Consider the following 25,134-nt stretch of genomic DNA (forward strand, 5'->3'; position numbering starts at 1 on the left):
ACTGCGAGCATTATACCATAAATACTAAACTCGTAAAACACCTCATTAAGTATTTAGGTATATATCTTACTAAGCGTGATAAAAACCAAAATCCGCCCTGCACATTTATGCAGAACGGATTTTAATTTTAACACACTACAAAACGATATCATCCACCTTCTTAAAACTATCTATCGCATAGGATTCCACAGTATTTCCCGCCACAATATAAATTTTATCCCCGGAATACACGCCCCGTCCTTCGGAGGAACTGCCCAGTTCCCTGTCAAACAGACACTTGAAACCATCTTTACCATCATAGGAGAAAAGATAATAATGTGGACCCTGCCCATATGCGGTAAACCCAATCAGGTTCCGGTCCGTGCTGATGAGCGCTGCCTTGTAATTGTAGGATACCGCACTGGAATAAATATCTTCCAGCACATACTTCTCTACTTCCTTCACATTGGACGGATCTGATATATCAAACATGGACAGCTTCACACCATTAGTCACCGTTCCCGTTTCATCCACGTCCATCCCGATTCCGAGCAGCAGCCCGTCCCCATAAGGATGCAGGTAATCTGAGAATCCCGGTATCTTAAGTTCTCCCAGTATCTTAGGTTTCTTCGGGTCAGACAAATCCACGGAAAACAACGGGTCCACCTGTTTATAAGTTACAAAATACCCTGTATCCCCCATAAACCTCGCAGAATATACCATCTCGTCTTTTGCGAGCCCGTCTATCCTGCTGAGTTCCTCCAGATTCTCATCCAGAATATACAGTGCATTGCTGTCCTTCTCTGCCGTATCACTGACCGTTCCGAAAAGTACAAGAGGAGACACGCTCCTGCCGGTTGCGCTGACCGTTGTAACCAGCCTTAAATTGCCTTCATATTCATCAATACTGAAAGAATCATTCAGAGTCCCGTCAATTCTTGTCTGCCCGGCTGCGTTCAGGCTGCCGTCCTTGTAGGCTACCTTTCTGATGCAGGTCTGCGTCACAATCGAGTCCTCAGAATTATAATATCCTTCACAGACATAGATATTCTCATTGCTCACATAAACAAGGCCTGCACTTCCAAAAATAGCTTTGCTGTCGACCTTTTTATCAGGGTCTTTCAGAGAAAATGAAGCCACTACTGTATACTGGCTGCCGCGTATATACTGGGGAAGCAGGATGTTGGCGCTATCTACTGCTTTCCCGTTTATTTCAGGAATATAGGAGGAAATATCATCCCTCGCCGCCTGTACATCTGCTTGAAAATTACTGAGCATATATACATAATCACCGATCACACGCATCGTATAAAAATTACCACTCTGCGTAATCATTCCGGCGGACTTCGGTTCCTTAGGATTGCTTACATCATAAGTCTCCGCAACCGTATATTGTTTATACATACCCCCATACCCGTTCTCACCGTCTTCATACTCCGACCGCGTATAGACAACGACCAGCTTATCATCCTTCACATAGAGTTCAGAAACAAAACAGTCATCTTCCATCCTGATGGCTCCGAGATCTTCCATCTCTTCGCCCTCTATATCTACAATCTGAATCTTCTGTCCGTTCAGAATATAGAGTCGGCTGCCATCGGTCTTGACAATATCTCCTTCACCGACACCTTCCTGCCTCACATTCGTATCGGAATAGGCTGATGCCTGGTCTGCCGCAGAAACACTCTTCTCCGCCGACCCGGCCGCCGTATTGGCAGAGTCTTCCATCGCGCCGTCATCTACCCTGCTCTCGGGCATGGCAGAACCGGTGTTTCCGTAGCCCCCGTACAGTTTATCCTGATTCTTTTTCTCCGCCTTAATATACTTATATATCTGGTCATAATCTTCTGCCGATGCAATGGTTTTGTCCACGGATGCCCCACCGCTGTCAGCGGAAGATTTCCTGCCGACAGAATCTGCCGTTTCCGCCAGGTCCCCGTTGTTCTTTGTCAGCATTCCGTTTCCTGCAACTGCAATGCCAATCACGAGGACACAGCAGGCTGCCGCCGCACAGACGGTATAAAGTGGTTTCCATTTTTTCTTCTTCACTGTCTTTTGTTCCAGCATTTTTTCAATATTCTCAGGCTTCAGGGAATCCGGTACCTCTACCTCGTTTGTCTTCGCCTTTAATTCTTCTTCAAATTGTTCCTGTTCAAAACTCATTTATAACACCCCTTTCTACTCCAGAACCCGCCGCATCTTTTCCAGTGCACGGGTCTTCTTCGATCGGACGGTGGCCGCCTTCTGGTCCAGCATGCCGCCTATCTCATCACTCTGGTAGCCCCCGAACACAGAAAACGCCACTATCATACGTTCCTCTTCACTCAAAAGCAGAAATGCTTCCCGTACATCATGAGCTTTCGCATAATCCTTTTCTTCGTCCGGTATATCTGTCTCCAGCTCCGCTGTCTGCTTTGTATCCCGGAACTTTTTCCTGCACTGGTTGCTTAAAATCTTAAAAATCCATCCCCGGAAGGATTCCTCCTTCTTCAGGCCGCCAATGTTCTCATAGGCCGCCATGACAGCCTCACTGACTGCATCCTCAGCATCCTGAGGATGCTTTAACGTGTACAATGCAAACTTGTATAATTCCACATGGATTCTGGCATACAGTTCTGAAAACGCCTTCACATCCCCTTTTCGGGAACGCCTGATCAGTTCCAGCTCTGAGCCCTGCTCATAATCATACATCTGCACCCCTCCTCTCTCGTTTCGCGAAACCTTTACATTCATGAATGAAAACGAAACAGCATCTCACGCTTCGTTCCTGTATATAAGAGTAAAAAGCAAGTCGTTTTGTTGCACAAAAACAAAAAATATTTTTCAGGCAGAAAAGAAACGCACCGGTTACCCGATGCGTTCTTATTATCCCCTGTAATAGTTAATCAGACATCCCTTTAAGATGATCTCACGTTCCACATCTGTCAGTTCCCCGAGATGGAAACTAATCTCCTTCAGGCCGTCACCGACCACATATGCCTTGATCGTATCCGCTTTCTCTTCCACCGCTTTTCTCACATCCGGAACGAAGATGTAATCTCCGTTGCTAAATGAAAGATGTTCATGATCCTCATCTGTAAGGAATGGAAGCATGCCCCAGTTAATCAGGTTGGAGCGATAACGTTTCGTTGCATATTCATTTGCGATATTCGCCCAGCCCCCGAGTACCTTCTGGCAGGATGCCGCCTGCTCACGTGCAGAACCGTCTCCCGGCTTCACTGCAAAAATAGTGCTGCCGACTCCGATATTGCCTCTTCCGACTTCCGGATAAACCTCCTGGATCTTCGCCATTACCGGCTTCAGTTCTTCAAGCGCATCCAGAGGGCATGTATCTGCCTCAATTGCTTTCTGTGCAGCCTGTACTTCTTTCGCACGTCCGACATAAGCCGGGTCTTTTCTGGAAAGTGCAAATTCAGCGAGCCCAAGCGGGTTGGAGCGGTAAGAGGAAGTCTCACCGGACGGGATCAGTTCGTCTGTCGTCGTAACCGGGTCATGAATCTCTGATACCACCTTTAAGATCAGGTTCTCAGGCAGGGCAGCCATAGCAGGCCAGTCCTTGATATTCGGTCCGAATTTGATCTCAACACTCGGATCAGCAACACCCTTGCTGTCAAATACACGGTTCTCGTAGATACTCTTATCAAAATGATACTTCTGTCCTGTATATTCCACATCCACTGCCGTTGCAGGTGTCAGGAATCCCTTGTTCGCTGCCGTAGCCGCAATCGAACGTGCATCCATCAATGCAACAGAAGAAATCTGTCCGTTCTGGAGCTTGGAACCTTCACGGTTCGGGAAGTTTCTCGTTGAATGGCGGATAGAGAATGCATTGTTGGCCGGAGTGTCTCCCGCTCCGAAGCAAGGTCCACAGAAAGCAGTCTTCACAATCGTTCCTGCTGCCATCAGGTCAGCAACCGCGCCGTTCTTTACAAGTTCCATATAAATCGGCGTACTTGCCGGGTAAACACTGAATGTAAATTCATCGTGTCCGATATTTTTACCCTTGATAATGTCTGCCGCAGCACAGATATTTTCAAATCCGCCGCCCGCACATCCTGCAATGATTCCCTGTTCCACGTAGAACTTTCCGTTCACAATCTTATCCTGCAGAGAATAATCCACTGCCCCGTCGAGACTCACAAGTGCCTTCTTCTCAACATCATGCAAAATATCTTCGAGGTTTTCATTCAGCTCGTCAATTGTATAAACATTACTCGGGTGGAATGGCATTGCGATCATAGGCTTGATCTCGCTCATATTTACATAAACCATTCCATCATAATAGGTAACTGCTCCCGGGTTGAGTTCTTTGTATTCTTCACTTCTGCCGTGGATATCGTAGAACTCCTGAATCTTCTCATCTGTCCTCCAGATGGAAGAAAGACAGGTTGTCTCTGTCGTCATAACATCAATGCCAATTCTGAAATCAGCACTCAGCTTGCTGACGCCCGGTCCTACAAATTCCATTACTTTATTATTAACATAGCCGTTTCCAAATGTAGCACCGATAATCGCAAGAGCCACATCCTGAGGGCCGACGCCCTTCATCGGTTCTCCATCAAGGTAAATACCGATCACGCCCGGCATTTTGATATCGTAAGTCTTATTCAGCAGCTGCTTCACAAGCTCCGGACCGCCTTCTCCCATAGCCATCGTTCCAAGTGCACCATAACGTGTGTGGCTGTCTGAACCAAGGATCATCTTTCCGCCGCCTGCAAGCATCTCGCGTGCAAACTGGTGGATAACTGCCTGATGAGGCGGAACATAGACGCCGCCGTACTTTTTCGCACAGGTCAGTCCAAACATATGGTCATCCTCATTGATCGTACCACCTACCGCGCATAAACTATTGTGGCAGTTCGTCAGCACGTAAGGAACTGGGAACTTCTCGAGTCCTGAAGCCCTTGCCGTCTGGATGATCCCGACAAATGTAATATCGTGGGATGTCAGCTTGTCAAATTTAATCTGAAGATGCTCCATATCCGGTGATGTGTTGTGAGCATTAAGGATTCCGTACGCAATTGTATGTTTCGCTGCCTCTTCCTTCGTGGAAGGAACCTGTACATTGCCGGTATCTTCAACGATCTCGGCTCCGTTTAACAGATAGACACCATTCTCATATAGTTTTATCATGAAATACCCTCCTAAAACTTTTCTGTGTTAAATCGTTACTGTTTATCATTTTAGCATGATAAAGGAGGGATGTAAATAAGCGACTGTGCAAAAAGGTGAGGTAAAAAGTACTGGAAACAGCAGAAAAGCCCGGAAACAAAAAGTTCCGGGCCCCGCCAGATACATTCCGTACCTGACTATGCTTCTCTTAAAATTCTAACTACTTCCAGATCTGTCTCACCGATGGATATGATATCTTCCTTCTGGATCAGGATCGGCTTCTGAATCTTCTTACCGTTCAGATATGTGTGGTTCTTTGATCCCTCATCCCTTAAGTACAGCTTGTCTTTACTTCTCACGATAGAACAGTGGACCTTGGAAATCTTCTTGTCATCAGGCAGCGGAAGGAACTCCTCGAACGCCACTTCCTTCGTAGTTCTTCCGATTCCAAAGCTGTCATAGAAAATGAAATCGTAGCGTTCCTGTGTATCTACGTTCTCAAGGATGAGTTTCCAGCGTTTCTTCTTAGGAGCAGGAGCCGGTTCCTCTTCCACAGCCTTCTTCCTGCGTTTCTTTGCAGGGCGCTCGTCGTAATCCTCTTCATCCTCATCTTCATCATCTATCTCTTCATCAAGCTCATAACTCTTATATACTTTTCGTTCCTTAACAATCGTCACAATCGTGGCAATGATGGTGACTAAAATTAAAACTGCCAGGACTATCAGAATAATCCAGTACATCATTTGTCAATCAACTCCTTCAAGAGTTTATAGTACTATATTTTTGCTGTTCAGGCAAGTAAATCTAGACTTTTTTAATCCTCATACTCACATATATATCCCAGTTTCCCTGAATACGCCGGCTCTGCCGCAAGCATATCATCCGGGACGTCATTCCAGACAAACCGTTTCTCTCCGTCATAGAAAAACAGGTCCATATACTTCTCTTCCAGATTTCCGTCCTGAAAACTTGGTTCGCCGCCCATCCATTCATCAGAGCACCAGCTGTCGTCTGAATTTAATTTTTCACCAAACAGCTTATTATCCTGATTCACCCAGTAGTAGTCCTGAGACTGGTTATCACGCCTTCCGCCGAGTTTAAAATAAATATCCGTCATCTTCTGCCGGCTGATTTCCTTTCTGATCGTCTCATACTCTTTCGAACTGTTGATACGGACAAGGTAGCCGCCCCTGTTCAGGCAGTCCTGAAACGCCTCCTGCCATGTACAGTCACTGATAATATACTCATATCTGTGTATGCCTGTGTCGTCTGCCGGTACAGAAGCGTCGTATGTACTTCCCTGATTTTGGGACTGACTGCTGTTATCTGCATTGTCTTTATTCTGGGAGGAGTCCTGACTGTTATCCCCGTTGCCGGAATCCTTATCATCCTTGGAATCATTCGTTTCCGGCTTATCCGCTTCCGGCTTCTTATCATCCTCTTTCTCTGCACCGTCCCCCTTGACCTGACTGCTGTCATTCAAAGCCGTATCTTTCAATTTCGTCTCTTCCGTCGTCTGCGCCTTTTTATTTGAAATATAAGTGCCGGCCCCTATTCCGGCTCCGATACCCACAATAAAGGTCAGGCAGATAATCACAATAATTACAATCTTCAGATTCCTGTTGTTCCTCGGTTTTTTCATCCCCTTGCGCCTCCTATTAATTATTTATCCACATTGTAGCATACTTTTCAACATATTAACATGGAAAATGCCGCCGGGGGACTGACTGAAATATAAACGGTGCAAAAAAGAACAGAGACCTCTGATTCTAAGGCCTCTGTCCTGCTAGAACTTCCTACATTTATTTTTTCCAGTTAACATTTATTCTACACTTTTATTCAATTATAATCTCTTTAATAACTTTTCTCTTTCTTCTTCAAATCCTGGTTTACCCAGAAGTGCAAACATGTTCTTCTTATAGCTCTCCACGCCTGGCTGATTAAATGGATTCACGCCGAGTAAATATCCACTAACGCCGCATGCGAACTCAAAGAAGTAGAACAACTGTCCCAGATAGAATTCATTCTGCTCCGGAATCGTCACCATCAGGTTCGGTACATTACCGTCTGTATGGGCAAGAATTGTTCCGTTCATTGCACTCTTATTTATAAAATCTACGGTCTTGCCTTTCAGGTAATTCAATCCGTCAAGGTCAACCGGTTCTTCATTGATCATAATCTCTGCCGGCGATTCCTCTACATTCAGAACCGTCTCAAACATAATTCTGCTCCCGTCCTGAATGAACTGTCCCATAGAGTGCAGATCGGTCGTCAAATCTACTGATGCCGGGAGGATACCCCGCTGGTCTTTACCTTCGCTCTCTCCATACAACTGTTTCCACCATTCAGATACATAATGCAGGCTTGGCTCATAATTGGCTACAATCTCAACCGCCTTGCCTTTTCTAAGCAGGATATTGCGGGCTGCCGCATATTGCAGTGCTCCGTTCTCTGCAAAATCATTCTCCAGCGCTTCTTTTCTTCCTGCCGCTGCACCTTCCATCAGCTTCGTGATGTCTGCACCGCCGACTGCAATCGGAAGAAGCCCTACTGCCGTAAGTACGGAAAAACGTCCGCCAACATCATCCGGTACTACGAAAGTCTCGTATCCTTCTTCTGTGGCAAGGTTCTTCAAAGCTCCTCTGGATTTATCGGTCGTAGCATAGATTCTCTTTGCTGCTCCCTCTTTTCCATATTTCTTTTCCAAGATTTCTTTAAATACACGGAAGGCAATGGCTGGCTCTGTTGTCGTACCAGATTTGGAAATCATGTTAATGGAAAAATCTCTGTCGCCTACTACATCCATCAGGTCTTTTATGTACTTGCTGCTGATGCTGTTCCCCACATAATAAACTTCTGGGGACTTTCTGACATCTTTGGAAACGACATTGGCAAATGAATGTCCAAGGAATTCAATTGCAGCTCTTGCTCCCAGATAAGAGCCGCCGATTCCGATAACCAACAATACTTCCGAATCCTCGCGGATCTGCTCTGCTGCCTTCTGGATACGCGCGAATTCTTCTTTATCATAATCAACCGGAAGGTCGATCCATCCAAGGAAATCATTTCCCGCTCCTGTCTTTGCAACCAGCTTGTCCTTCGCCTGTGCAACCAGTTCGCTCATATATTCCATCTCATGTTCCTGAATAAAACTACTTGCTTTCGAATAATCAAATGTAACTTTATTAGCCATTGTTCATCCTTCCTCTCTAATCGTTTTTACAAGCTAATTCTATCAAATATGCTATGCTTTATCAAGCTAAAAACTCCTCTAATATTTGACGAATTGCCTCCTCTTTTAGTGCAGGCTGCTCATCCTCCTCCATTTTTTCCTTTACTGTACGTCTGATCACCTGTCTTGCGGCCTCGCCTTTTTCTGCCCTGCGCGGCTCACCCTCTATATTAATGGGCAATTCCTGTTCCTCACGCTGGACGGCTGCCCTTGTTGCCCCAACGCTCTCCGGACTGATTACATCTATGTTTTCCTTTTCCGTCTGTTTCACCTTCTTGTAGCGGTGTGCACAGACATTTTCAAGGTAATCTACCATATAATTCTTTGCTGCACTAATTTTATAAGGTTCGTCTGATAACTGTCTTATCACAAACAATGCGATCATTTCCGCTGCCCCTGCAGCCAGATACTGGAACATTCCCTCGCAGAACCCGTGTGCCAGATAATGTCCTCCTGCTCCTAATATAGCTAAAATTCCTGAAAACCAGATCGCCTGTGCCTCTATCTGCCTCCATGTATGTACCCGTAAAATAAATCCTCTGTATTCATATATGTACTTCTCCACAAATGCCCCTACATTATCTACTGCATCGTGTATCATGCATGCGTGCTCATACTTGGCGCGCACCAGTTTCATCAGTTTGTGTGTGCTCTTCTGCATATTGCCTGCCGCTTTTACCATTCGGCGAAGGGTTAGCTGGTTCACTATTTTTGCCAGTACCCCGATGATGCCTACCGCAATCATTAAATAGAAAATAATGTTTGTGTCGGCTGCTACGTTTTTAAACATAATAAGACCTCCTGTTTTATATGGTTGTGACACAACTACCATTTGTTTGGTGTGAGCCTATTATATCTCAACTTTTCGGGACTTGCCTTAAAAAGCGTTCTACATAATTCGCCACAGCAGCATAATTTCAGCTTAAAACAGGAATATCTCAGACTTAAGAAACATAGAATAAAATAATAGCATCGATCCTTCAATTTAACAAAATAATTCAAATCACATCTTCCTTTTCCCCTTAAGAAAACTCCTGTCATTTTATCGGAAAATGGCTCGAAAATTGACACACGAAATAGGTCTGGTATTTTTATTTTCATTTTGCTATAATACCAATAGCTTATTACTATAGGTGTTTCTGGCTTATGATTGCACTGTCTCACAGACGGGAAATGAATCTGCCAGTGCGCTGACACCAGATTAATCAGCTGAAATATTCCGAAAAAGGAGGTAATTACAATGCAGTACAAAACACAGGGCGTCTGTTCACAGATGATAAACTTCGATATAGAAGACAACAAAGTCAAAAACGTAGCCTTCACCGGAGGGTGCAATGGAAATCTTCAAGGAATCTCACGTCTCATCGAAGGCATGGACGTAGACGAAGCAATTTCAAAGATAGAAGGGATTCAGTGCGGTTTCAAAAAAACATCCTGCCCCGACCAGTTAGCAAAAGCATTAAAAAAAGCAACCGGAAAATAATCCGATTGCTTTCTTTTTGTAATATCAATCTCCATGTGCCTACTCATTCTTGAGTGCCCCTCTTTGAGAAATTGAAGCAGTTGTCAGGTGAAATACATATAAAAAAATTTGTGGTGTTTTCTCGGTACAGGTCTTTTCTATAATCAAAATTTTTGTTAATAGTTTCTCCTGTTATGTAAAAAACCTGACAACTGCTTCAATTCCTCAAAGAGGGGTGAGGCTGCGGATGGAGAGGTGTTAGTCTATCCAGATTCCGTTGGTTAAGGATGTAGCTTCTTCATAAGGATATTCTCCTTCCATACCTGCAACATGATCTGCATGTACTCTATAAAAATACCCTCTGTCTACTGCAAATGACTTACTTGTACTTACAAAATATGTATTATGATCTTCAACCTGCCAATAATCAATCTGTCCCCATGTTTCTGTTTCTTGATTATACCGATCTACATATATAACTGTTGCTATATAATCTACTGTATGATCTGCTGTAGTTGAAGCATACACATAAATCCGGCCCCTACCAGCTTTTGTTATTGAACATTCACCATCCATTAAATGTTCTCCTCTGGTAACCACACCGCCGTTCGTATAACCTGTGGATGTATCCTGTAAAGTAAGATAAGAACCATCTATTTGAATACTATCGCTCTCTTTAGCATTTACATCTGTCAGTGATACTACAAACATACCGCAAATTACTAACAGTGCACAAAATATAGACATAATTCTTTTTATCATTAGTATCCTCCCTTTTACACCCTTCTTTAATTAAACAACTCAACATTATAAAACTTATGCATTTAATTTAAATAAATTAAATTTTTTACTATTTTTATAAATTCCGCCTTTTCCATTACACCTTTTAATTGATAATGAACGCCCTCTTTTGTAAAATTCACTGAATATCGTTTTGAATTCTTCTTAGCGTATTCTTCTATGACCATTGTCTGATCCAAAGCTTCAATCTCTATGGTATCCGTTAAAGTATCTTCTTCCTTTTGTCCTAATGAAGAATCGGAATTATTTTCATATAATCCATATCTTATAACTTCTCCATTATAATCATAAAATAAAAATGCTCTTCTTTGTTCATTATCAATACTTATTTTTTCCAATTTCATGCTTTCTGGTTTATATCCCAACCTAATTGGCATTATTTTTAATTGTTCTCTTATTTCTCTATAAGCAGTTACCTCATCTCCATCCTCTGAATTTTGAGTTATCATATCATCCACATCCGTGAACTCTATTGTTTGCCTTCCATGCATCTTTTCCCACAGCACTTTCAAATATGACTTACTCCCTACACTCGTCATACCAACTGCTAGCACAAGAACCATAACCGCTGCCAATGCAACAACAAATTTCCTTCTCCGCGGCATGTGGATTCTTTTCGCCTTCTCCCCTTTGTCCGTTTTTCCCTCCTTTCCTTTATTATCACTGTTAAGGTGCTTATGATACTCGGTATGAACCTCGAATAGCTCTTCCTCCTTGCTTTTCTTTTTCATTAGTTCTCTACCGAGACGCAGTGCCTCCATGTCTTCCGCAGACAGATGCACTACATTGTCTTCATTTGTACGCGCGGCAAAATTTGGCGCAAGTTCCTCCGAAAGTTCTTCTGCTGCACCTTCCATTCTGACATTTTTGTTTTCATGCTCTGAGGCACATTTCTTTTCATATGCCCGGATTTTTGCCAGAAGTGATTCCTCCATCTTGTCCGATACTTTGATATCGTCAAGATCAGGGTTATTCTCAATTTCTTCCTCTATCTCTCTGGCTTCCCTTTCCACTTCTTCCTTCAGTGATAGTTTTTTATTTTGTTCCATACATGTTCCCCTTATTTTGGCTACTACTTTTTCTTGACTTTTTATTAAATAAGTTTAATATGAAATTATATGTGTTTTTCCGGTTATATGCAAGTATTTTATTTTTGTTTACGGCTGAGATTAATTTGTTACACCGTGTACCCGAAGGGCGGGAACTATAACCTAAACTCAGTGTGTCACATAAATAATGCTGCTTTATCCGGCCACTCGGATATTATTAACTTCATGTCAGTGGAGGTTATATCCGCCACTGCCCAAAAGGGCCTGTATCACATAGTACCTGAAGTGATATAATATGAACAATTCAAATTTGGAGGTTTTACATTTATGAAACGAATTATACTTACCGGCGGTGGAACGGCCGGGCATGTCACCCCCAATATTGCCCTGATTCCCCGGTTAAGGGAACTAGGCTATGACATCCAATATATAGGATCTTATAATGGTATCGAAAAGGAACTTATCGAACCTTTTGGGATTCCTTATCATGGAATTTCTTCCGGTAAACTGAGACGTTATTTCAGCGTCCAGAATTTTACAGATCCATTCCGTGTTATGAAAGGTTTTGGCGAGGCCCATTCTATTATTAAAGAATTAAAGCCTGATATTATTTTTTCTAAAGGAGGATTTGTTTCTGTACCGGTTGTCCTGGCTGGAAAGCGCTGTAAAGTGCCTTCTATTATCCATGAATCAGATATGACACCGGGTCTGGCTAATAAGATTGCCATTCCTTCCGCCAGCAGGGTCTGCTGTAATTTTCCTGAGACCCTGGATAGTCTTCCTAAAGAAAAAGCTGTACTGACAGGTTCACCAATCCGTCAGGAGCTGTTGTCCGGCAACAAGATTGCTGCTATGGACCTATGCGGTTTTTCCGCTGATAAGCCTGTCATCCTCGTCATCGGAGGGAGTCTTGGCTCTGTGGCAGTTAATAACGCTGTCCGCCTTGCCCTGCCTGATCTTCTGGACCGTTTCCAGATTGTGCACCTCTGCGGAAAAGGGAAGGTTGATGATTCTCTGAACAGCCTGAAAGGATATGCTCAGTTCGAATATATCAAAAATGAACTCCGCGACATCTTCTCCCTTGCGGATATTGTTATCTCCCGTGCAGGCGCTAATGCTATCTGCGAGCTTCTTGCATTGAGAAAGCCAAATCTTCTGATTCCGCTTTCAGCTAATGCCAGCCGTGGTGACCAGATATTAAATGCACGTTCTTTTGAACGTCAGGGCTTCAGCATGGTACTCGAGGAAGAAGACCTCACTAAGGAGTCTCTTCTTGAATCAGTAAAGAATCTTTATGAGAACCGCAGTAAATATATGGATGCTATGCGCGATTCCAGGCAGCAAGATTCAATTGATACAATCATTGGGCTAATCGAAGAAATCAGTATTAAATAAGTGCCAATCTATCACATGGTTTAAAAAACAGGTGCCGAATAGACACCTGTTTTATTATAACCGGTTCAATTCGTCATACTCCACACCAAACTCTTTTTTAATCCAGTCCTTGGCTCTGTGCAATAAACTATGCAGCACCTCAATACGTACTCCCATTTCTGCGGCAACTTTTGCCTGAGGGATCTCCATGTAATATGCCAGCGTAATCGCATCGTACCATCTGCGGTTCTTATTCATTAAAGCTTCAAATATACGTTCATGCAAATCAGAGCGGTCTATATCCCTGATTTCCTGCAAAAATTCATCTTCAGCACTTTCAACAGTATCCTGAATAACAGATTCCTCTGCAGTCATCTCTTCAAGAATCTCACGTCTGGCTCTCTTCCTGTAATTCAAGGCACTGTTTTTTGCAGTTGTATACAGCCACGATTTAATATTGCTGTGGTTCATATCATGATAATAAATATATAATTGGAGAAACGTACTTTGAGTAATATCTTCTGCTACATCATAATTGCCTGAATATGTATATGCTGCTTTTAAGACAAGATTCTTATATTTTCCATAAATCTCATCAAACTCACGATTTTCAGTCAACATTTCTTCTCCGGTTATTACTGTAATTTGTTTAAGATTTCTTCTTTATCAGTTTCTGAAAGTTCGCCCATCTTCCAGCCCAGGCCCACACCATCACCATTATATCTTGGTATCAGGTGCATGTGGAAATGAAAGACAGTCTGCCCTGCTGCCTCTTCATTATTCTGTACAATGTTATATCCATCGCATCCAAGCATGTCTCTAAGCTTTAGTACCATTGATTTAGCAAGTACCATAGCTTTAGCTGCCAGATTGTCATCCAAATCATACAGATTCCTGTAATGATCTTTCGGAATAATAAGCGCATGCCCTTTTGAAGCCGGGCTCGCATCTAAAATCACGCGGAAGTCTTCATCTTCATAAAGCGTTGCAGAAGGAATCTCACCTGATGCCAGCTTACAAAATATGCAGTTTTCATCTTTCATAATTTATCCCCATTTCTCTTTTTATAATTGTTTAATAGTAGTATATCCCATTTTGTCCGAAATGAGAAGACCCTTTTGATTACTGTTCACACCCGCTTGTCGCCCGGATACTGTCGAAATTTGTATGGCGGATTTTGTTGAACCAAGGAAATCATCGTGCTAGACTTAAAAATGAGGATAACCAAAAAAGGAGGGACTTAAGATAATGCTACATAATATTGACATTAATAAGATGAATGCGCTTATGGAGGAAAATCATGACGCAAAACAGATAATCACACAGTTACTCGACAACCACCATGAGACAGTATCTACTATAGCTCACGAAATCCGGAACCCGCTGACATTAATTTCATCTTCGCTTCAGGTTATGGAAATACAGCATCCTGAGGTTCAGGAATTCCCGCACTGGAAACAGACAATGGAAGATGTGGACTTCGTATGCCAGCTTTTAAGCGAACTGTCAACCTTCAACAATGGCGATACACTGCATTACTCGGTATTTTCCATTGAACGGCTTCTAAAAAACATTGCAGTCTCTTTCGCAATCTCTTTAGACAGTGAAGACTCTGATGTAGAATTTACTTCAGATATTCCCTCCGGCCTGGGCGACTTCACAGGCGATAAAGTGAAGTTAGAAGAAGTTTTTCTTAACCTTCTGAAAAATGCCAAGGAGTCTATCTCCGGTGAAGGCAGTATTAATCTCTTTGCAAGCCGCACCAAAGACACTCTTACCATCAAATGTAAAGATACAGGATGCGGTATTTCTGAAGAAATCATCGACTATATCTTTGAGCCTTTTAAAACTTATAAGGAGGGCGGTACAGGGCTTGGGCTGTCACTGTCAAAAAGAATTATCGAATCTCACGGGGGTACGATTTCTGTTGAGTCTAAAATCGATGAAGGATCAATGTTTACCATCAAACTGCCTATCTAATTATACTGTAGTAAAATACAGATGTTAATTGATGGCGTCCCCGGATCAGAATTCTGAATGCCTGCTTACTACGCGTGGTCTCCTGTACAGCACCGCCGCAGCTATGAATCCACAGACAAGGCCTCCTATGTGGGCGGCATTGTCCACACCTGAGCTTGTAAGACCAAAATACAGGCTCAGGGCAACCATAAAGAGAAGTCCGCGGTTCGTCAAACGCCCTACTCTTCCATGATTTTTCAAAACAACACACAGCAGGGCTCCCATCAGGCCGAATACAGCCCCGGATGCCCCAGCTGATACCACCATCTCATTTGCCTTTATATCCAAATACAAAGACAGCAGATTCCCGCCTAATCCTGAGACAAAATAGATGATTAGAAACTTTATCCTGCCTGTCTCTAATTCCAGATTCCATCCCAATGCACCCAGCATAACCATATTGTTTAGCAGGTGGCTGATCCCAAAATGCAGGAACAAACTGGTAAACAGCCTGTAATATTCATGGCCGCTGACAATATACGGTACAAACATTGCTCCGTGATCCAGCATAAACATGCTGTCTTCTGTCATTCCTATCAGTGAAAGAATGAAAAAAACCCCTACATTTATAACAATCAGAGCCGTTGTACACACGGCGTTTTTATTTTTTTCCAAAATGATTCCCCTTTATATAATGTTTAAGTAACTGTTCATGATTCGGAACAGTTACTCATTTAATACATATTATAAAGGTTCCTCTTCCTGATGTCCATCAGTTTCCAGAATCAAATCCTTCCATTTCCCCCAGCGTCCTTTTTTCACTTTATCTGCGGCTTTTTTCCACGGGCTTAAGTGCCCGCCCATCTCCCGTATTGTCTCTACGTCCGGAGTCTGTACATATTCCTCCTCATCTACTGTAAAAAGAGGCTCATCAGGTATATATGTGGTTTTTGCTTTCATTTCTGTCTCCATACTAGCCCTCCTTTTTTCTTCGTGTTCCCTGTATCCATCCATTATTTTTTCAAGATCATAATTTTCCTGCAGGGAAGCTTTATGAAGTTCATATGCCAGAAGAATCCCTTCAGTTTCCTCATAGTCCAGTTTTTTAACAAAATACTCTGTAATCACATGAAACGCCTCACAAAGAGGTCTTTTTCTTGCCGGCAGGTAACAGAAATGCCATGTGTCTGCGCTGTAAAACATAAATTCAGGATAAAGCAGGAGCCCGTCCGGATTCAGCATGTACCGTCTAAGCGACTTCACTGCTTCCATGAGGTTATTTACAAACAAAAACATGTCATCCCGCTTTATGGGAGACTCCTCAAACATGGTTTTCATAGATATCATCCCTGTCACTGTATAGCTGTATCTGCTCCTGCCGTCTATCCCACATCCCGTAATATCCAACAGGCACGGAATATTGTTTTCCTTCAGCATGTGTATCTGATAATCTTCTTCATAAACCTGCGGCAGATCAATGTGCAGACAGACTTTGTTTAATTCCTTTTCATATTTTACCTTCATTTATCCACTCCCTTTCCGCCTAAGGCTTCCAGTTTTCTTTTTAGCCTTATTTTCTCTTCCGCCTTGGTGATGACCGCCCTTTGAACAACCGAAACCCGCATCCGGCCCTTTTGGGCATATGCCTGAACCTCTACCTGTTTTTTGCTCTTCGTTATGTTTACACCTGTCAGATGTAATAGAATTAACTTACTGTCAGTCCTCTCCCTGTAAAAGTTTTGGAGGTCTGTTCCCTCTTTTCCCCGCTGCCTCTCGAGCTGGGCGCCCAACACGGCCGTTTCTCCTGCTGCCGCATTTAATATGTTTTTATCATGGTAATAAAATACTGTATAAACAATGAGCAGAAATATCATGATGACGGTTGGAAGTATATAGGCCATTTCAACCGTAACACTTCCTCTTAACCCATTTGTAGCCGGCGCCTTAATTCTTATCCTTCTCATCTTTTCATTCACATCAGATTCCTCCTGTACAGATCCATATCGTATAGGATATTAGAAGAAACGGTACAAACGGATATCCTGTACTCCTGTCAAACTTATGAAGAACCAGCGCGAATACTGCAAACAGGGCAGATAATAGAAACGCACCAAACAAGACTCCCAGCAGGTTCCAGAAGCCAAGATAAATTCCCAACACCAAAATCAGCAGGCTGTCGCCATACCCGAATCCCTCTTCTGTCACTCTGCTGACTGCAAGGAACACCACACCTGCTGCCGCGCCTCCAAGAACGATAAGCAGCGGCATGTCCCGCTGGTATGACTGATACATTCCCGCTGCAATGCCGCCTGCTGCAAGCAGACAGACCGGAACCCTTTTTATCCAGATATCAATTACAGATAATAAACATAAATATATACCGCACCATGCCTGACCTATTTCGAACATCTGCTGCATCCTCCTAACACTCCTGCCTCTGATTTTTTGACTGCACGGACTGTTCTCTTTAGTCCGCTGCAGTTTAGTGAATTATGGTATTTCCCACCTGACTTTGTGATATATACACCTGCCATCGTATCTCCGTGAACACACTTCTCACATTTGTGGTATCGTCCCCCGTCCTCATTGCGAATTCCTGAAAGCTCAGAGAAAGAAACAAACCGGACCGACAATTGAAGATAGGTACAGCTATAATCCTCGTGGTACACCAGTCCGGTGTCTGTGATATAGACAATCTGGTTCCCATCGGAGTCCCCATTTCGTGATGTATAGCCATTCCAGCCCTTGACCCTCATGCTCTCTTTGAACTTTGCCGTCAGATTTGTAAATCTCGGAACAGGGAGCCGTACAGCATATTCAACCGTTACATAAATCTCGCCCGTTAGTATGGACATATATGTTTTACTGCACCGGATACCGGAGCTCCCTCCATCCAGAATACTCCTCTCGATTCTTTCTGAACCTATATTCTTCACAATATCACTTTTTAATTTCATGACATTGACAGCCGGCAGTGTCACGACATCCTCAGCCACGGTTTTCGCCGCGCTTTGGGCGGCGAAACGGATGCTTGTCCTGATGGACTGTATCTCAAACAGATAAATAAAACACAGGACAGCAAATAGAAAAATAGGGATGGCTAACGCCGCCTCCACTGTCACGCTTGCTTTTGAACCCAATACAGATGCCCTTTCTTTGATTGATCTTGTCGGGCTATAGAATGATTGTGTCATCGCAGTCTTTTCCTTTCTTTATTTTTTTATTTTTTATCTTTATTCCTTATGGCAGGGATGGGCCAGCAGGCTTAAGAAGAAAGGGCATCTGCATTGGGTTCAAACAGCGTCTCAGGCTGTCTCGTAACCAAAATATACCGGGAACTGATATTCCAGACCTTCGCGTATGATTGCTTTATTCTGGAGCTTAAGCTTAACAACACAGGAATCAATACAAAAATTTGTTATATTCTTTTCCAACCTTATATTCTGCTCTACTCTGTCCAGCGCTTTCATTGTTAATGTATCTTCATTTTGTAAAAATAAAAGAATCCTGAGATAATCCGTATAGGAAAGTCCATCTTCTGCGTCCATTCCTTCCTGTGTATCTTCTCCTGTCCCGAGTGTCATCAGGGAAGAAAGGGAAAGCTGCCAGTTTCCGCTGTTTTTAACAAGTGCAGCCTTCCTGCCGGACATCAGTGACCTTAAATCCATGACACTTTCACCGAATGCCCAGGCCGCCAGCAGCACCTGTTTCACGATTCCTGCTACGGCCGGCAGGGCTGCCAGCGTAGACAAGGTGAGCGCCAGTGCCTCCACTTCTGCCTGCTTCTCTGTATCTGTCTGCAGGTACAGGTAATTCATACCGAAGCGTATCGCAAGCAGTTTCTTTGCTACTGCTTCCAGATTTTCTGAATCGGAGCCCTTACCCCCTATCATGTATTCAATCTCATAAGACAAACTACGATTCTCCCCTTTTGTCTCCACGGCATTACTGAATTTTTTCAGCAGATATTCGTGAAACAGGAGACGTTCCTCAATCCCATTCAAGTCCTGTCTCATATAAAAACTACCTTTTCCCTTCCTTAACGTTCTGGCTCCCGGCTGCTCTGACAGGTTGATCTGCCTGCCCGAAAGCTGGTATTCCCGTGGAAGGATAAGCTGAAGGAGGCTGGACTGCTTCAGGCTCTCTACATTGGGCAGAGGGTTTTCTTCGGCCGGCAGCATACTCTCGTTTTCCTCAAGGGTTTCTTCCAGCTGTGTATTCCATTCTGAATCCTGACGCCCCAGTTCTTCACCATTCAGTTCCTGTTCCTGCCACTGCCCTGTCATACCCGCTAAGTCTCGTATGATAGAGATTCCGTATGTATCCTCCATATAATCAAGCACTTGTTCACGAAACGCATTTCCGTTTTTATCTGACAGATACTGAATCCCCTGAATATCATGCTCGATTCCCACCGAACCGTAATATCTCATGCGGTCCAGAAGATTTTCTTCACGATACGATGCAGTTCCGTAACTTATGTCAATCGCCAGTACTTCATACTCCTCCAGAAGCTGCTTCTGATACTCACCAAATATAGAAAATACAGCCCGGTCCACATCGAGCCGTTTCTGATTCTTTTCCGTCTGTATCACAGTACTCTCAATCATAGCTGATATAAACGAAATTATAAGAATAAAGATCAGGCTCAGAAATGCCGTTACTTCTCCTTTTTTCAATTTAAATCCCCGCGCTTTCACTTGTAATCTTATCGAAGATAGAATTCACCAGGCTGATCAGCTGGTTTTTAAATATCAGCACGAGTGCTATGATTACGACCAGAATCAGAATCATTTCCACAACTGACAATCCCGAGTTATCTTCTATAACCATTCTAATATGCAGCCATTTCCGCCTGATTTTACCAGTTACTTTATTCATAAATTCCTTCATACATAATCCTCCAGTCATTTATCATCTTACTTCTCTAAATCTGTACAGTCAGAAATGCCGGTACCACGATGATCAGCAGGACAACTGCCAGCATCATAAACATGGGGCCCAGCAATTTTGTTCCTGCCTCTTCCCCCAGCCTTCTTGCCTCATTTTTACGGTCCTCAAATGCTTCCCTGGCCTCTTTTTTCAGCAGATCTGTCAGGCCCTTCGTTCCCTTCCTCAAATTCTGGGAAAGCATTGCCCCAAACTTGCGATAGGCCGGCAGGCCGCATCTGCCGCCGAATCTTTCATAGCACTCCCCCTCCGGTATTCCTCCCTGAATTTCATGCATAGCATATACCATTTCCTCATAAGCCGGCCTGGTTCCTTTGTGTGGCTTTATTCTTTCATATTCCCGTGCAATCTGGAACCATGCTTTCCTTGCTGTCATGCCAGCTGCCAGAAACAGTGTAAACTGACTGATCAGCTGCGGATAATCGACTGTCAGCTGTCGGTTCCGTGCCTCCATCTGCTGCTTCTTTTTCTCTTTATCAAGGGCAAATACAGCCCCGGATGCGGCAATCCCTAATACAAAAAGTCCTGCCGCGCGGGAATCACCCGCGTATTTCCACGAAAGCCTTTTCCCGTCCAACTCATCAGGCAGAGTCAGATATGCCTTCTCTCTGCTATCAGCCTCCTCTTTCTGAATCTGTTGTGCTAATTCCCTGACCCGTTTTTCTTCTGCACTGATAGCAAGAGGAAATACTTTTGCACAGAAGGAATGTACGGCTTCCTCCCCTTCATAGGACAGCAGGGCCCTCAGCCCCACCAGAGTCCCCTCCTCACGCAGATTGTCCTCATTCAATTCTCCCATGAGATTCATAACTTCATAATTATCAAGTTCCCATGAGACCTCTATTCCCGTATCGGGAATGCGCTCAATCAGGTTCAGGTCTCCCCTGACCTCATCCAGAGTGGTATTCTCTCCAAGCACCAGTTCCTCCAGCTTCTTACCGGCTTGATCAAACACTTCCGGAAGCTTGTCTTTGCTATATTGCTGTTCCCCCACAGTCACAGTCAGAGATTCCTTATCCCCGCCAATCCTGACTTCCAGATCAATATCCTGCTTCCCCTCCCCCGGGTCTTCCCGTTCCAGAATACTTTTTCCGGACTTGTTTTTTTCCGGGGCCCGGCTATGGTCGGCCACATATACAAGAAGTGAAAGAACACTCGCTGACAGGAATACCATTCCCATTCTTCCATATACCGAATTCCATTTTACCCTTGCCATGCCATTCCTCCTGCTCTCCTGTCTTTTTCCTAAACCTCAATATCCACTATTTTCTGGCCAATACGGTAAGCCGCAATATATATCCCCATGCAAATGCTCATCAGAACCACCCCCAGCACATTCCCATACAAAACATTCATGAATTCAGGAAAAGCAATCCTCATATACAGGATGATTCCGGCCGGTATGATACACATTACTTTAAATTCCAGCTTTCTGGCTGCCAGAAGGGTCTGTATCTCCTTCTCTACCTCGATCTTCCCACTGATATCCCGTACCGTATCCCTCATAATCGTAATACTATCCCCGCCCGTTCTTTTTGCTGTCACAAATACCGTTGTAAAGCTGGTAACGTCTTCCTGATTTACCCTCTCCGCGAATTCCGTCATCACCTGTTCGGCGGTCCTGTTCATGTCCATCTGGTATATCATGCGGTCAAATTCCTTCTGTATCCTGCATCTCTTGTGGAACAGCGCTTTCATATCCCTTGAAGCCTCCCTGATTGCATTCTCTACAGAATACCCCACATTCATTGCCGATGCCATCGTCTGAATCCCGGTCCTGAACTGTTCCCGAAACTCCTGCTCCTTCTTATGGAACTGCTCCCTCTGCCAGTTCTTAAGATACAGGGCAGTCCCGGGAATCATAAGAATGACTGAAAGCCACGAGTTATAAAACAGATATCCCGCTATTCCCGTTAGCAGGATCCCCCTCATCAGTGCCAGCAGGTATTCCTTCCCGCTGATATCCTGCTGCCAGAAGCTTTTCAGAATGAACGAGTTCTTCCACCTTCATAAGCCTGCCTTTAATTTTCCCATTTTCCATACCCTCCTCCCTGAATTCATACAATGTGTGGATTCGTATCATGCCATCTTCAAAACCGAGAACCTCGGCAATCTCCAAAACTTTTCTGCTCTTATCCCTCAGCCTGCCTAAATGGATGATAATATCAATAGCGGATGCTACCTGCCTTTGTATGGCCGTCAGGGGCATATCAATCCCCATCATCATCATTGTCTCAAGACGGTGCAGCATATCGGTCGGGTTGTTGGCATGTCCGGTCGACATTGAGCCGCTGTGTCCGTTGAGCATGGATGAAATCATATCCACCGTCTCGTCCCCGCGGACCTCCCCTACGATAATCCGGTCCGGCCTCATGCGCAGTGCCGACCTGATCAGGTCACGGATCGTAACAGATCCCTCCCCCTCCAGATTTGCATTCCTCGCCTCCAGCCTTACCAGATTAGGAACCCCCTTTATCTGCAGTTCGGCATTGTCCTCAATCGTTATAATTCTTTCGTCCTTAGGAAGGTAGTCTGACATAGCATTCAGGAATGTCGTTTTTCCTGACCCGGTTCCTCCACTCACAAAAATGTTATATCTGGCACCCACAAGCATTTTCAAAAATTCCACCACTTCATCCGTGATGCTTCCCCATGAAATCAACTGATCAAATGTTACCTTTTCCTTCGGGAATTTACGTATCGTCATGATAGGGCCATTCAATGCTACCGGCTTAAGAACCACATTTACACGGGACCCGTCTTCCAGCCTGGCATCTGCAATCGGCGATGCCTCATTCACATACCGGTTCGTCCCTGCAACAATCTGCTGGATAACATCTTCCAGTTTATTACCGGATACAAAACGCTTGTCCGATTGGAACAGACGGCCGTTCTTCTCCAGAAATATATTATCTGTTCCATTGATCATAATTTCCGTGATTTCCTCATCCTCTATTAGTTCCTGCAGGATATCGAGCTTTCGAAACGCATTGAATAACTCCCTGCTTAAATGGATTTTCTCCTGAAGGGGAATATATTCTTCCTCCCCAGACTCATTCAGCACAGTATGTATGAGTTCCAGCAGTTCTCCGTCTTCCATCTCATGCCCCATGTCCATCTTCTGAAGGACCCTGTCGTACATCTGCTCCAGCCGGTCCATTAAAGATCACCTGCCTTTACCTGCACTTTTTTCTGTACGGTATGCTCCAGTACATCTTCAAATCCGGTTACCCGCAGGTTTTCAGAATACTGTCTGAGCTTTGCCTGCGATACGGGATCATCTGTATATAGCGTATATACCGTCCTGCATGCCCTCAATATCGGGTACAGCCCTCTGATTCCGTCACCAAGGTCCAGAATCACATGTTTATACATACAGTTTGAGAATATCTCTTCAAACAGCCGCAGCCACTCCTCTTCCCCGACTGCCCTTAAATCCTGAATGACAGGTATGGGCGCCACATAGTCCAGCCCGCCTGTCTGCCCTGCCATTGCACTAATCCTCAGTCCCAGATTTCCTTTATCCTGACGGATATAATAAAGCAGGTCCCCCAGATTCTGTCCCGTATTCTGCGGGAAATAATAATCCATTCCGGAATATTCCTCCAGATTCAGATACAGTACAGGCCCTTCTTTTGAAAGTTCCTTTCCCAGTTCCAGTGCAAACCTGGTCTTGCCTATCCTGTGTACAGGCGAATAAATTCCAATCAGCTGCCCGCCCCGTCCTTCCTTGTGCCGCAGCAGTTCCCCGCCGTCCATCGAATCTTCCAGAATTCTGGTCAGTATCATGTCCACGGACTGATACTTGTATATCCCTTTTTCATCAGGCAGGAGCCCTTTCTCTTCCCCTTTCACAAGTACATAGCGTACATTTGCAGAGATCTCTTTCCTTTTACCGGCCGGGTAGTCTTCCCCCAGCAGCAGGATGTGGATTTCCTTTTTCTTCGAAAATGCCTCAAGATGTTCCAGATTCTGAAACAGATGCATCTGAAATCCCAGTTCCTTACGTGCACTGATTGCCTGCATAAGGTTTCTGGCATACTCTTTCTCCACATCACAAATCACAAAATTCTTCGGATGCAACGTATCCCTCCTGTTCTGTTTTCAATGTGTTATCTCTGTTCATCAATTAATTGAATTTACTGCTGCGATTCATGCAGCCTGACTCGATCGTGATGGTCAGATTTCCCTGCTAATCTAACCAAAGATATATTCGTCACGGAGATTCCGTGTTCGAATGTGACAGCAGCTCGAATAACTGCTGTGTGAATCGTATTATAAACACAGTTTTTCTAAAAGTCCAGACCCATTTCTAAATTAGTTTGTTTTTGTGAAAACCTTACAAATTTTGATAGAATAAAATTCCGTAAAGAAGGCAGACGCCCGGAATACCAAGGCTTCCGGTTGTCAAAAAGGACACTGCATTCAAACCGACATTTAATGTGTTATCTCCCGGCAGAAGATACTGATTGATGAAGAAAATCAGTCCCATACCAAGAATCGCCCTGACAATAAAATTAACCACCGCAGATGCCAGTTTATTTTCCATAATCACAAATCCTCCGCCACTTGCATATATGATATCTTATTCCGGATGTTCTCCATTTATTCCGTTAATTTCTTAACAACCAGCTTCAAAGGGGTCTGACCCCTTTGAAGTCAAAAAAAGGCAGGCTCCGCCTCCGGAACCTGCCACTTTAGTTCTTGTTTCGTTTACTTATAATTTGATTGTCACTTCGCGGTTTGTCCTGTGGTACTGATGATAGCGGACCCCTGCTGCATCCATCATTCTTTTCGAGGCCATAACCCCCGCAGTGTCTGCATATTTGTCGCAGTCATATATAACTTCCTTGATCCCAGACTGAATGATCGCCTTTGCACACTCATTGCAGGGGAACAGGGAAACATACAGCTTCGCCCCGGACAGGCTGCCGCCGTTATAGTTTAGGATTGCGTTCAGCTCGCTGTGCGTGGAGTAAACATACTTCGTCTCAAGCGGGTCATCCCCTTCTCTTGCCCAAGGAAACTCATCGTCTGAACAGCCGATCGGAAAACCGTTATATCCCATTGATAATATCTTGTTGTCCTGACTGACGATACAGCATCCTACCTGAGTATTCGGATCTTTGGAACGCATGCCGGAGAGCATTGCCACTCCCATGAAATATTCATCCCAGGACAAATAGTCCTCTCTTTTGTCTGACATGTCCAATCGC

27 protein-coding genes are annotated in these 25,134 nt (G+C 44.1%); 3 read left to right on the forward strand and 24 right to left on the reverse strand.

Features of this window, described 5'->3' with window-relative positions; all coding sequences use genetic code 11:
* Positions 1 to 135: 135 nt before the first annotated feature.
* The 7 genes from ABIN22_RS17035 to ABIN22_RS17065 all read right to left on the reverse strand — a co-directional run bounded on the left by ABIN22_RS17035 (position 136) and on the right by ABIN22_RS17065 (position 9,113).
* The gene (locus ABIN22_RS17035) at positions 136 to 2,142 is read right to left on the reverse strand and encodes a beta-propeller domain-containing protein (protein ID WP_346910127.1); all 2,007 of its coding nucleotides are present in this window, start codon (positions 2,140 to 2,142) and stop codon (positions 136 to 138) included.
* 15 nt (positions 2,143 to 2,157) lie between these two features.
* Positions 2,158 to 2,670 (reverse strand): RNA polymerase sigma factor, encoded by a 513-nt coding sequence (locus ABIN22_RS17040; RefSeq protein WP_109730839.1) that lies wholly within the window; start codon positions 2,668 to 2,670, stop codon positions 2,158 to 2,160.
* 174 nt (positions 2,671 to 2,844) lie between these two features.
* Complete coding sequence (locus ABIN22_RS17045) at positions 2,845 to 5,112, reverse strand: hydratase (RefSeq protein WP_346910129.1); 2,268 nt, start codon at positions 5,110 to 5,112, stop codon at positions 2,845 to 2,847.
* A 176-nt stretch (positions 5,113 to 5,288) separates the two neighbouring features.
* A complete protein-coding gene (locus ABIN22_RS17050) occupies positions 5,289 to 5,834 on the reverse strand; it encodes an FHA domain-containing protein (protein WP_109733350.1) in 546 nt (181 codons plus the stop codon).
* 71 nt (positions 5,835 to 5,905) lie between these two features.
* The gene (locus ABIN22_RS17055; protein ID WP_346910131.1) at positions 5,906 to 6,733 is read right to left on the reverse strand and encodes a C-type lectin domain-containing protein; all 828 of its coding nucleotides are present in this window, start codon (positions 6,731 to 6,733) and stop codon (positions 5,906 to 5,908) included.
* Between the two features lie 201 nt (positions 6,734 to 6,934).
* Positions 6,935 to 8,284, reverse strand: coding sequence for a glucose-6-phosphate isomerase (locus tag ABIN22_RS17060; protein ID WP_346910133.1), 1,350 nt, complete (start codon positions 8,282 to 8,284; stop codon positions 6,935 to 6,937).
* Positions 8,285 to 8,345: 61 nt separating this feature from the next.
* Positions 8,346 to 9,113 carry a hypothetical protein gene (locus ABIN22_RS17065; RefSeq protein WP_109733347.1) on the reverse strand — a complete coding sequence of 256 codons (768 nt, stop codon included), beginning with the start codon at positions 9,111 to 9,113 and terminating at the stop codon, positions 8,346 to 8,348.
* 450 nt (positions 9,114 to 9,563) lie between these two features.
* On the opposite strand from ABIN22_RS17065, the gene ABIN22_RS17070 reads away from it, so the two are divergent.
* Positions 9,564 to 9,806 carry a TIGR03905 family TSCPD domain-containing protein gene (locus ABIN22_RS17070; RefSeq protein WP_109733346.1) on the forward strand — a complete coding sequence of 81 codons (243 nt, stop codon included), beginning with the start codon at positions 9,564 to 9,566 and terminating at the stop codon, positions 9,804 to 9,806.
* A gap of 237 nt (positions 9,807 to 10,043) precedes the next feature.
* Here ABIN22_RS17070 and ABIN22_RS17075 read toward each other — a convergent pair whose 3' ends face one another.
* Together ABIN22_RS17075 and ABIN22_RS17080 are read right to left on the reverse strand one after the other, a co-directional pair.
* Positions 10,044 to 10,547 (reverse strand): DUF6147 family protein, encoded by a 504-nt coding sequence (locus ABIN22_RS17075; protein WP_346910136.1) that lies wholly within the window; start codon positions 10,545 to 10,547, stop codon positions 10,044 to 10,046.
* A gap of 62 nt (positions 10,548 to 10,609) precedes the next feature.
* Complete coding sequence (locus tag ABIN22_RS17080; RefSeq protein ID WP_346910138.1) at positions 10,610 to 11,635, reverse strand: DUF4367 domain-containing protein; 1,026 nt, start codon at positions 11,633 to 11,635, stop codon at positions 10,610 to 10,612.
* Positions 11,636 to 11,962: 327 nt separating this feature from the next.
* On the opposite strand from ABIN22_RS17080, the gene murG reads away from it, so the two are divergent.
* Entirely contained in the window at positions 11,963 to 13,030 is a 1,068-nt protein-coding gene (gene murG / locus ABIN22_RS17085) for an undecaprenyldiphospho-muramoylpentapeptide beta-N-acetylglucosaminyltransferase (protein WP_118622549.1), read from the forward strand.
* Between the two features lie 54 nt (positions 13,031 to 13,084).
* Here the strand turns inward: murG and ABIN22_RS17090 are convergent, their stop codons facing one another.
* Positions 13,085 to 13,630 carry an RNA polymerase sigma factor gene (locus tag ABIN22_RS17090; RefSeq protein ID WP_346910140.1) on the reverse strand — a complete coding sequence of 182 codons (546 nt, stop codon included), beginning with the start codon at positions 13,628 to 13,630 and terminating at the stop codon, positions 13,085 to 13,087.
* 14 nt (positions 13,631 to 13,644) lie between these two features.
* On the reverse strand, positions 13,645 to 14,052 hold the full coding sequence (locus tag ABIN22_RS17095) for an HIT family protein (protein ID WP_109733341.1): 408 nt from the start codon (positions 14,050 to 14,052) through the stop codon (positions 13,645 to 13,647).
* 205 nt (positions 14,053 to 14,257) lie between these two features.
* Between ABIN22_RS17095 and ABIN22_RS17100 the strand changes: the two genes are divergently transcribed.
* Entirely contained in the window at positions 14,258 to 14,989 is a 732-nt protein-coding gene (locus ABIN22_RS17100; RefSeq protein WP_109733340.1) for a sensor histidine kinase, read from the forward strand.
* 45 nt (positions 14,990 to 15,034) lie between these two features.
* Here ABIN22_RS17100 and ABIN22_RS17105 read toward each other — a convergent pair whose 3' ends face one another.
* The 13 genes from ABIN22_RS17105 to ABIN22_RS17165 form a co-directional block, all read right to left on the reverse strand.
* Positions 15,035 to 15,643, reverse strand: a complete 609-nt coding sequence (locus tag ABIN22_RS17105) for a rhomboid family intramembrane serine protease (protein WP_346910142.1) — start codon at positions 15,641 to 15,643, stop codon at positions 15,035 to 15,037.
* A gap of 69 nt (positions 15,644 to 15,712) precedes the next feature.
* Positions 15,713 to 16,492 carry a DUF6382 domain-containing protein gene (locus ABIN22_RS17110; protein WP_346910144.1) on the reverse strand — a complete coding sequence of 260 codons (780 nt, stop codon included), beginning with the start codon at positions 16,490 to 16,492 and terminating at the stop codon, positions 15,713 to 15,715.
* On the reverse strand, positions 16,489 to 16,944 hold the full coding sequence (locus ABIN22_RS17115; protein ID WP_118622555.1) for a TadE family protein: 456 nt from the start codon (positions 16,942 to 16,944) through the stop codon (positions 16,489 to 16,491). Before ABIN22_RS17115 ends, ABIN22_RS17110 begins: the two co-directional genes overlap by 4 nt.
* 1 nt (position 16,945) lies before the next feature.
* Positions 16,946 to 17,377, reverse strand: a complete 432-nt coding sequence (locus ABIN22_RS17120; RefSeq protein ID WP_118622557.1) for a prepilin peptidase — start codon at positions 17,375 to 17,377, stop codon at positions 16,946 to 16,948.
* Positions 17,365 to 18,162: a TadE/TadG family type IV pilus assembly protein gene (locus ABIN22_RS17125; RefSeq protein WP_346910146.1), complete on the reverse strand. Its 798-nt coding sequence runs from the start codon at positions 18,160 to 18,162 to the stop codon at positions 17,365 to 17,367. The genes ABIN22_RS17120 and ABIN22_RS17125 overlap by 13 nt, the downstream gene beginning before the upstream one ends.
* 111 nt (positions 18,163 to 18,273) lie before the next feature.
* Positions 18,274 to 19,647 carry a DUF5702 domain-containing protein gene (locus tag ABIN22_RS17130; RefSeq protein ID WP_346910148.1) on the reverse strand — a complete coding sequence of 458 codons (1,374 nt, stop codon included), beginning with the start codon at positions 19,645 to 19,647 and terminating at the stop codon, positions 18,274 to 18,276.
* A 1-nt stretch (position 19,648) separates the two neighbouring features.
* A complete protein-coding gene (locus ABIN22_RS17135) occupies positions 19,649 to 19,801 on the reverse strand; it encodes a Flp1 family type IVb pilin (RefSeq protein WP_242996229.1) in 153 nt (50 codons plus the stop codon).
* Positions 19,802 to 19,895: 94 nt separating this feature from the next.
* On the reverse strand, positions 19,896 to 21,134 hold the full coding sequence (locus ABIN22_RS17140; protein ID WP_346910150.1) for a type II secretion system F family protein: 1,239 nt from the start codon (positions 21,132 to 21,134) through the stop codon (positions 19,896 to 19,898).
* A 29-nt stretch (positions 21,135 to 21,163) separates the two neighbouring features.
* The gene (locus tag ABIN22_RS17145) at positions 21,164 to 21,850 is read right to left on the reverse strand and encodes a type II secretion system F family protein (protein WP_346910152.1); all 687 of its coding nucleotides are present in this window, start codon (positions 21,848 to 21,850) and stop codon (positions 21,164 to 21,166) included.
* Complete coding sequence (locus ABIN22_RS17150; RefSeq protein ID WP_346910154.1) at positions 21,804 to 23,078, reverse strand: TadA family conjugal transfer-associated ATPase; 1,275 nt, start codon at positions 23,076 to 23,078, stop codon at positions 21,804 to 21,806. The genes ABIN22_RS17145 and ABIN22_RS17150 overlap by 47 nt, the downstream gene beginning before the upstream one ends.
* Entirely contained in the window at positions 23,078 to 24,001 is a 924-nt protein-coding gene (locus ABIN22_RS17155) for a P-loop NTPase family protein (RefSeq protein ID WP_346910156.1), read from the reverse strand. Before ABIN22_RS17155 ends, ABIN22_RS17150 begins: the two co-directional genes overlap by 1 nt.
* A gap of 256 nt (positions 24,002 to 24,257) precedes the next feature.
* The gene (locus ABIN22_RS17160; RefSeq protein WP_109733329.1) at positions 24,258 to 24,467 is read right to left on the reverse strand and encodes a pro-sigmaK processing inhibitor BofA family protein; all 210 of its coding nucleotides are present in this window, start codon (positions 24,465 to 24,467) and stop codon (positions 24,258 to 24,260) included.
* Positions 24,468 to 24,635: 168 nt separating this feature from the next.
* Entirely contained in the window at positions 24,636 to 25,124 is a 489-nt protein-coding gene (locus ABIN22_RS17165) for a deoxycytidylate deaminase (RefSeq protein ID WP_109733328.1), read from the reverse strand.
* Between the last annotated feature and the right edge of the window lie 10 nt (positions 25,125 to 25,134).

It is taken from the genome of Faecalicatena orotica (genome assembly GCF_905197545.1).
GTDB lineage: Bacteria > Bacillota > Clostridia > Lachnospirales > Lachnospiraceae > Faecalicatena_A > Faecalicatena_A orotica.

What these genes read in the sequence shown, in the direction of transcription:
- ABIN22_RS17035 (WP_346910127.1), bottom strand. Translation starts at nt 2,142, where the DNA reads ATGAGTTTTGAACAGGAACAATTTGAAGAAGAATTAAAGGCGAAGACA.
- ABIN22_RS17070 (WP_109733346.1), top strand. Translation starts at nt 9,564, where the DNA reads ATGCAGTACAAAACACAGGGCGTCTGTTCACAGATGATAAACTTCGAT.
- ABIN22_RS17075 (WP_346910136.1), bottom strand. Translation starts at nt 10,547, where the DNA reads ATGATAAAAAGAATTATGTCTATATTTTGTGCACTGTTAGTAATTTGC.
- ABIN22_RS17140 (WP_346910150.1), bottom strand. Translation starts at nt 21,134, where the DNA reads ATGGCAAGGGTAAAATGGAATTCGGTATATGGAAGAATGGGAATGGTA.
- ABIN22_RS17150 (WP_346910154.1), bottom strand. Translation starts at nt 23,078, where the DNA reads ATGGACCGGCTGGAGCAGATGTACGACAGGGTCCTTCAGAAGATGGAC.
- ABIN22_RS17135 (WP_242996229.1), bottom strand. Translation starts at nt 19,801, where the DNA reads ATGGTTATAGAAGATAACTCGGGATTGTCAGTTGTGGAAATGATTCTG.
- ABIN22_RS17100 (WP_109733340.1), top strand. Translation starts at nt 14,258, where the DNA reads ATGCTACATAATATTGACATTAATAAGATGAATGCGCTTATGGAGGAA.
- ABIN22_RS17060 (WP_346910133.1), bottom strand. Translation starts at nt 8,284, where the DNA reads ATGGCTAATAAAGTTACATTTGATTATTCGAAAGCAAGTAGTTTTATT.
- ABIN22_RS17160 (WP_109733329.1), bottom strand. Translation starts at nt 24,467, where the DNA reads ATGGAAAATAAACTGGCATCTGCGGTGGTTAATTTTATTGTCAGGGCG.
- ABIN22_RS17040 (WP_109730839.1), bottom strand. Translation starts at nt 2,670, where the DNA reads ATGTATGATTATGAGCAGGGCTCAGAGCTGGAACTGATCAGGCGTTCC.
- ABIN22_RS17045 (WP_346910129.1), bottom strand. Translation starts at nt 5,112, where the DNA reads ATGATAAAACTATATGAGAATGGTGTCTATCTGTTAAACGGAGCCGAG.
- ABIN22_RS17125 (WP_346910146.1), bottom strand. Translation starts at nt 18,162, where the DNA reads ATGACACAATCATTCTATAGCCCGACAAGATCAATCAAAGAAAGGGCA.
- ABIN22_RS17145 (WP_346910152.1), bottom strand. Translation starts at nt 21,850, where the DNA reads ATGAGGGGGATCCTGCTAACGGGAATAGCGGGATATCTGTTTTATAAC.
- ABIN22_RS17165 (WP_109733328.1), bottom strand. Translation starts at nt 25,124, where the DNA reads ATGTCAGACAAAAGAGAGGACTATTTGTCCTGGGATGAATATTTCATG.
- ABIN22_RS17065 (WP_109733347.1), bottom strand. Translation starts at nt 9,113, where the DNA reads ATGTTTAAAAACGTAGCAGCCGACACAAACATTATTTTCTATTTAATG.
- murG (WP_118622549.1), top strand. Translation starts at nt 11,963, where the DNA reads ATGAAACGAATTATACTTACCGGCGGTGGAACGGCCGGGCATGTCACC.
- ABIN22_RS17110 (WP_346910144.1), bottom strand. Translation starts at nt 16,492, where the DNA reads ATGAAGGTAAAATATGAAAAGGAATTAAACAAAGTCTGTCTGCACATT.
- ABIN22_RS17090 (WP_346910140.1), bottom strand. Translation starts at nt 13,630, where the DNA reads ATGTTGACTGAAAATCGTGAGTTTGATGAGATTTATGGAAAATATAAG.
- ABIN22_RS17120 (WP_118622557.1), bottom strand. Translation starts at nt 17,377, where the DNA reads ATGTTCGAAATAGGTCAGGCATGGTGCGGTATATATTTATGTTTATTA.
- ABIN22_RS17055 (WP_346910131.1), bottom strand. Translation starts at nt 6,733, where the DNA reads ATGAAAAAACCGAGGAACAACAGGAATCTGAAGATTGTAATTATTGTG.
- ABIN22_RS17080 (WP_346910138.1), bottom strand. Translation starts at nt 11,635, where the DNA reads ATGGAACAAAATAAAAAACTATCACTGAAGGAAGAAGTGGAAAGGGAA.
- ABIN22_RS17050 (WP_109733350.1), bottom strand. Translation starts at nt 5,834, where the DNA reads ATGATGTACTGGATTATTCTGATAGTCCTGGCAGTTTTAATTTTAGTC.
- ABIN22_RS17095 (WP_109733341.1), bottom strand. Translation starts at nt 14,052, where the DNA reads ATGAAAGATGAAAACTGCATATTTTGTAAGCTGGCATCAGGTGAGATT.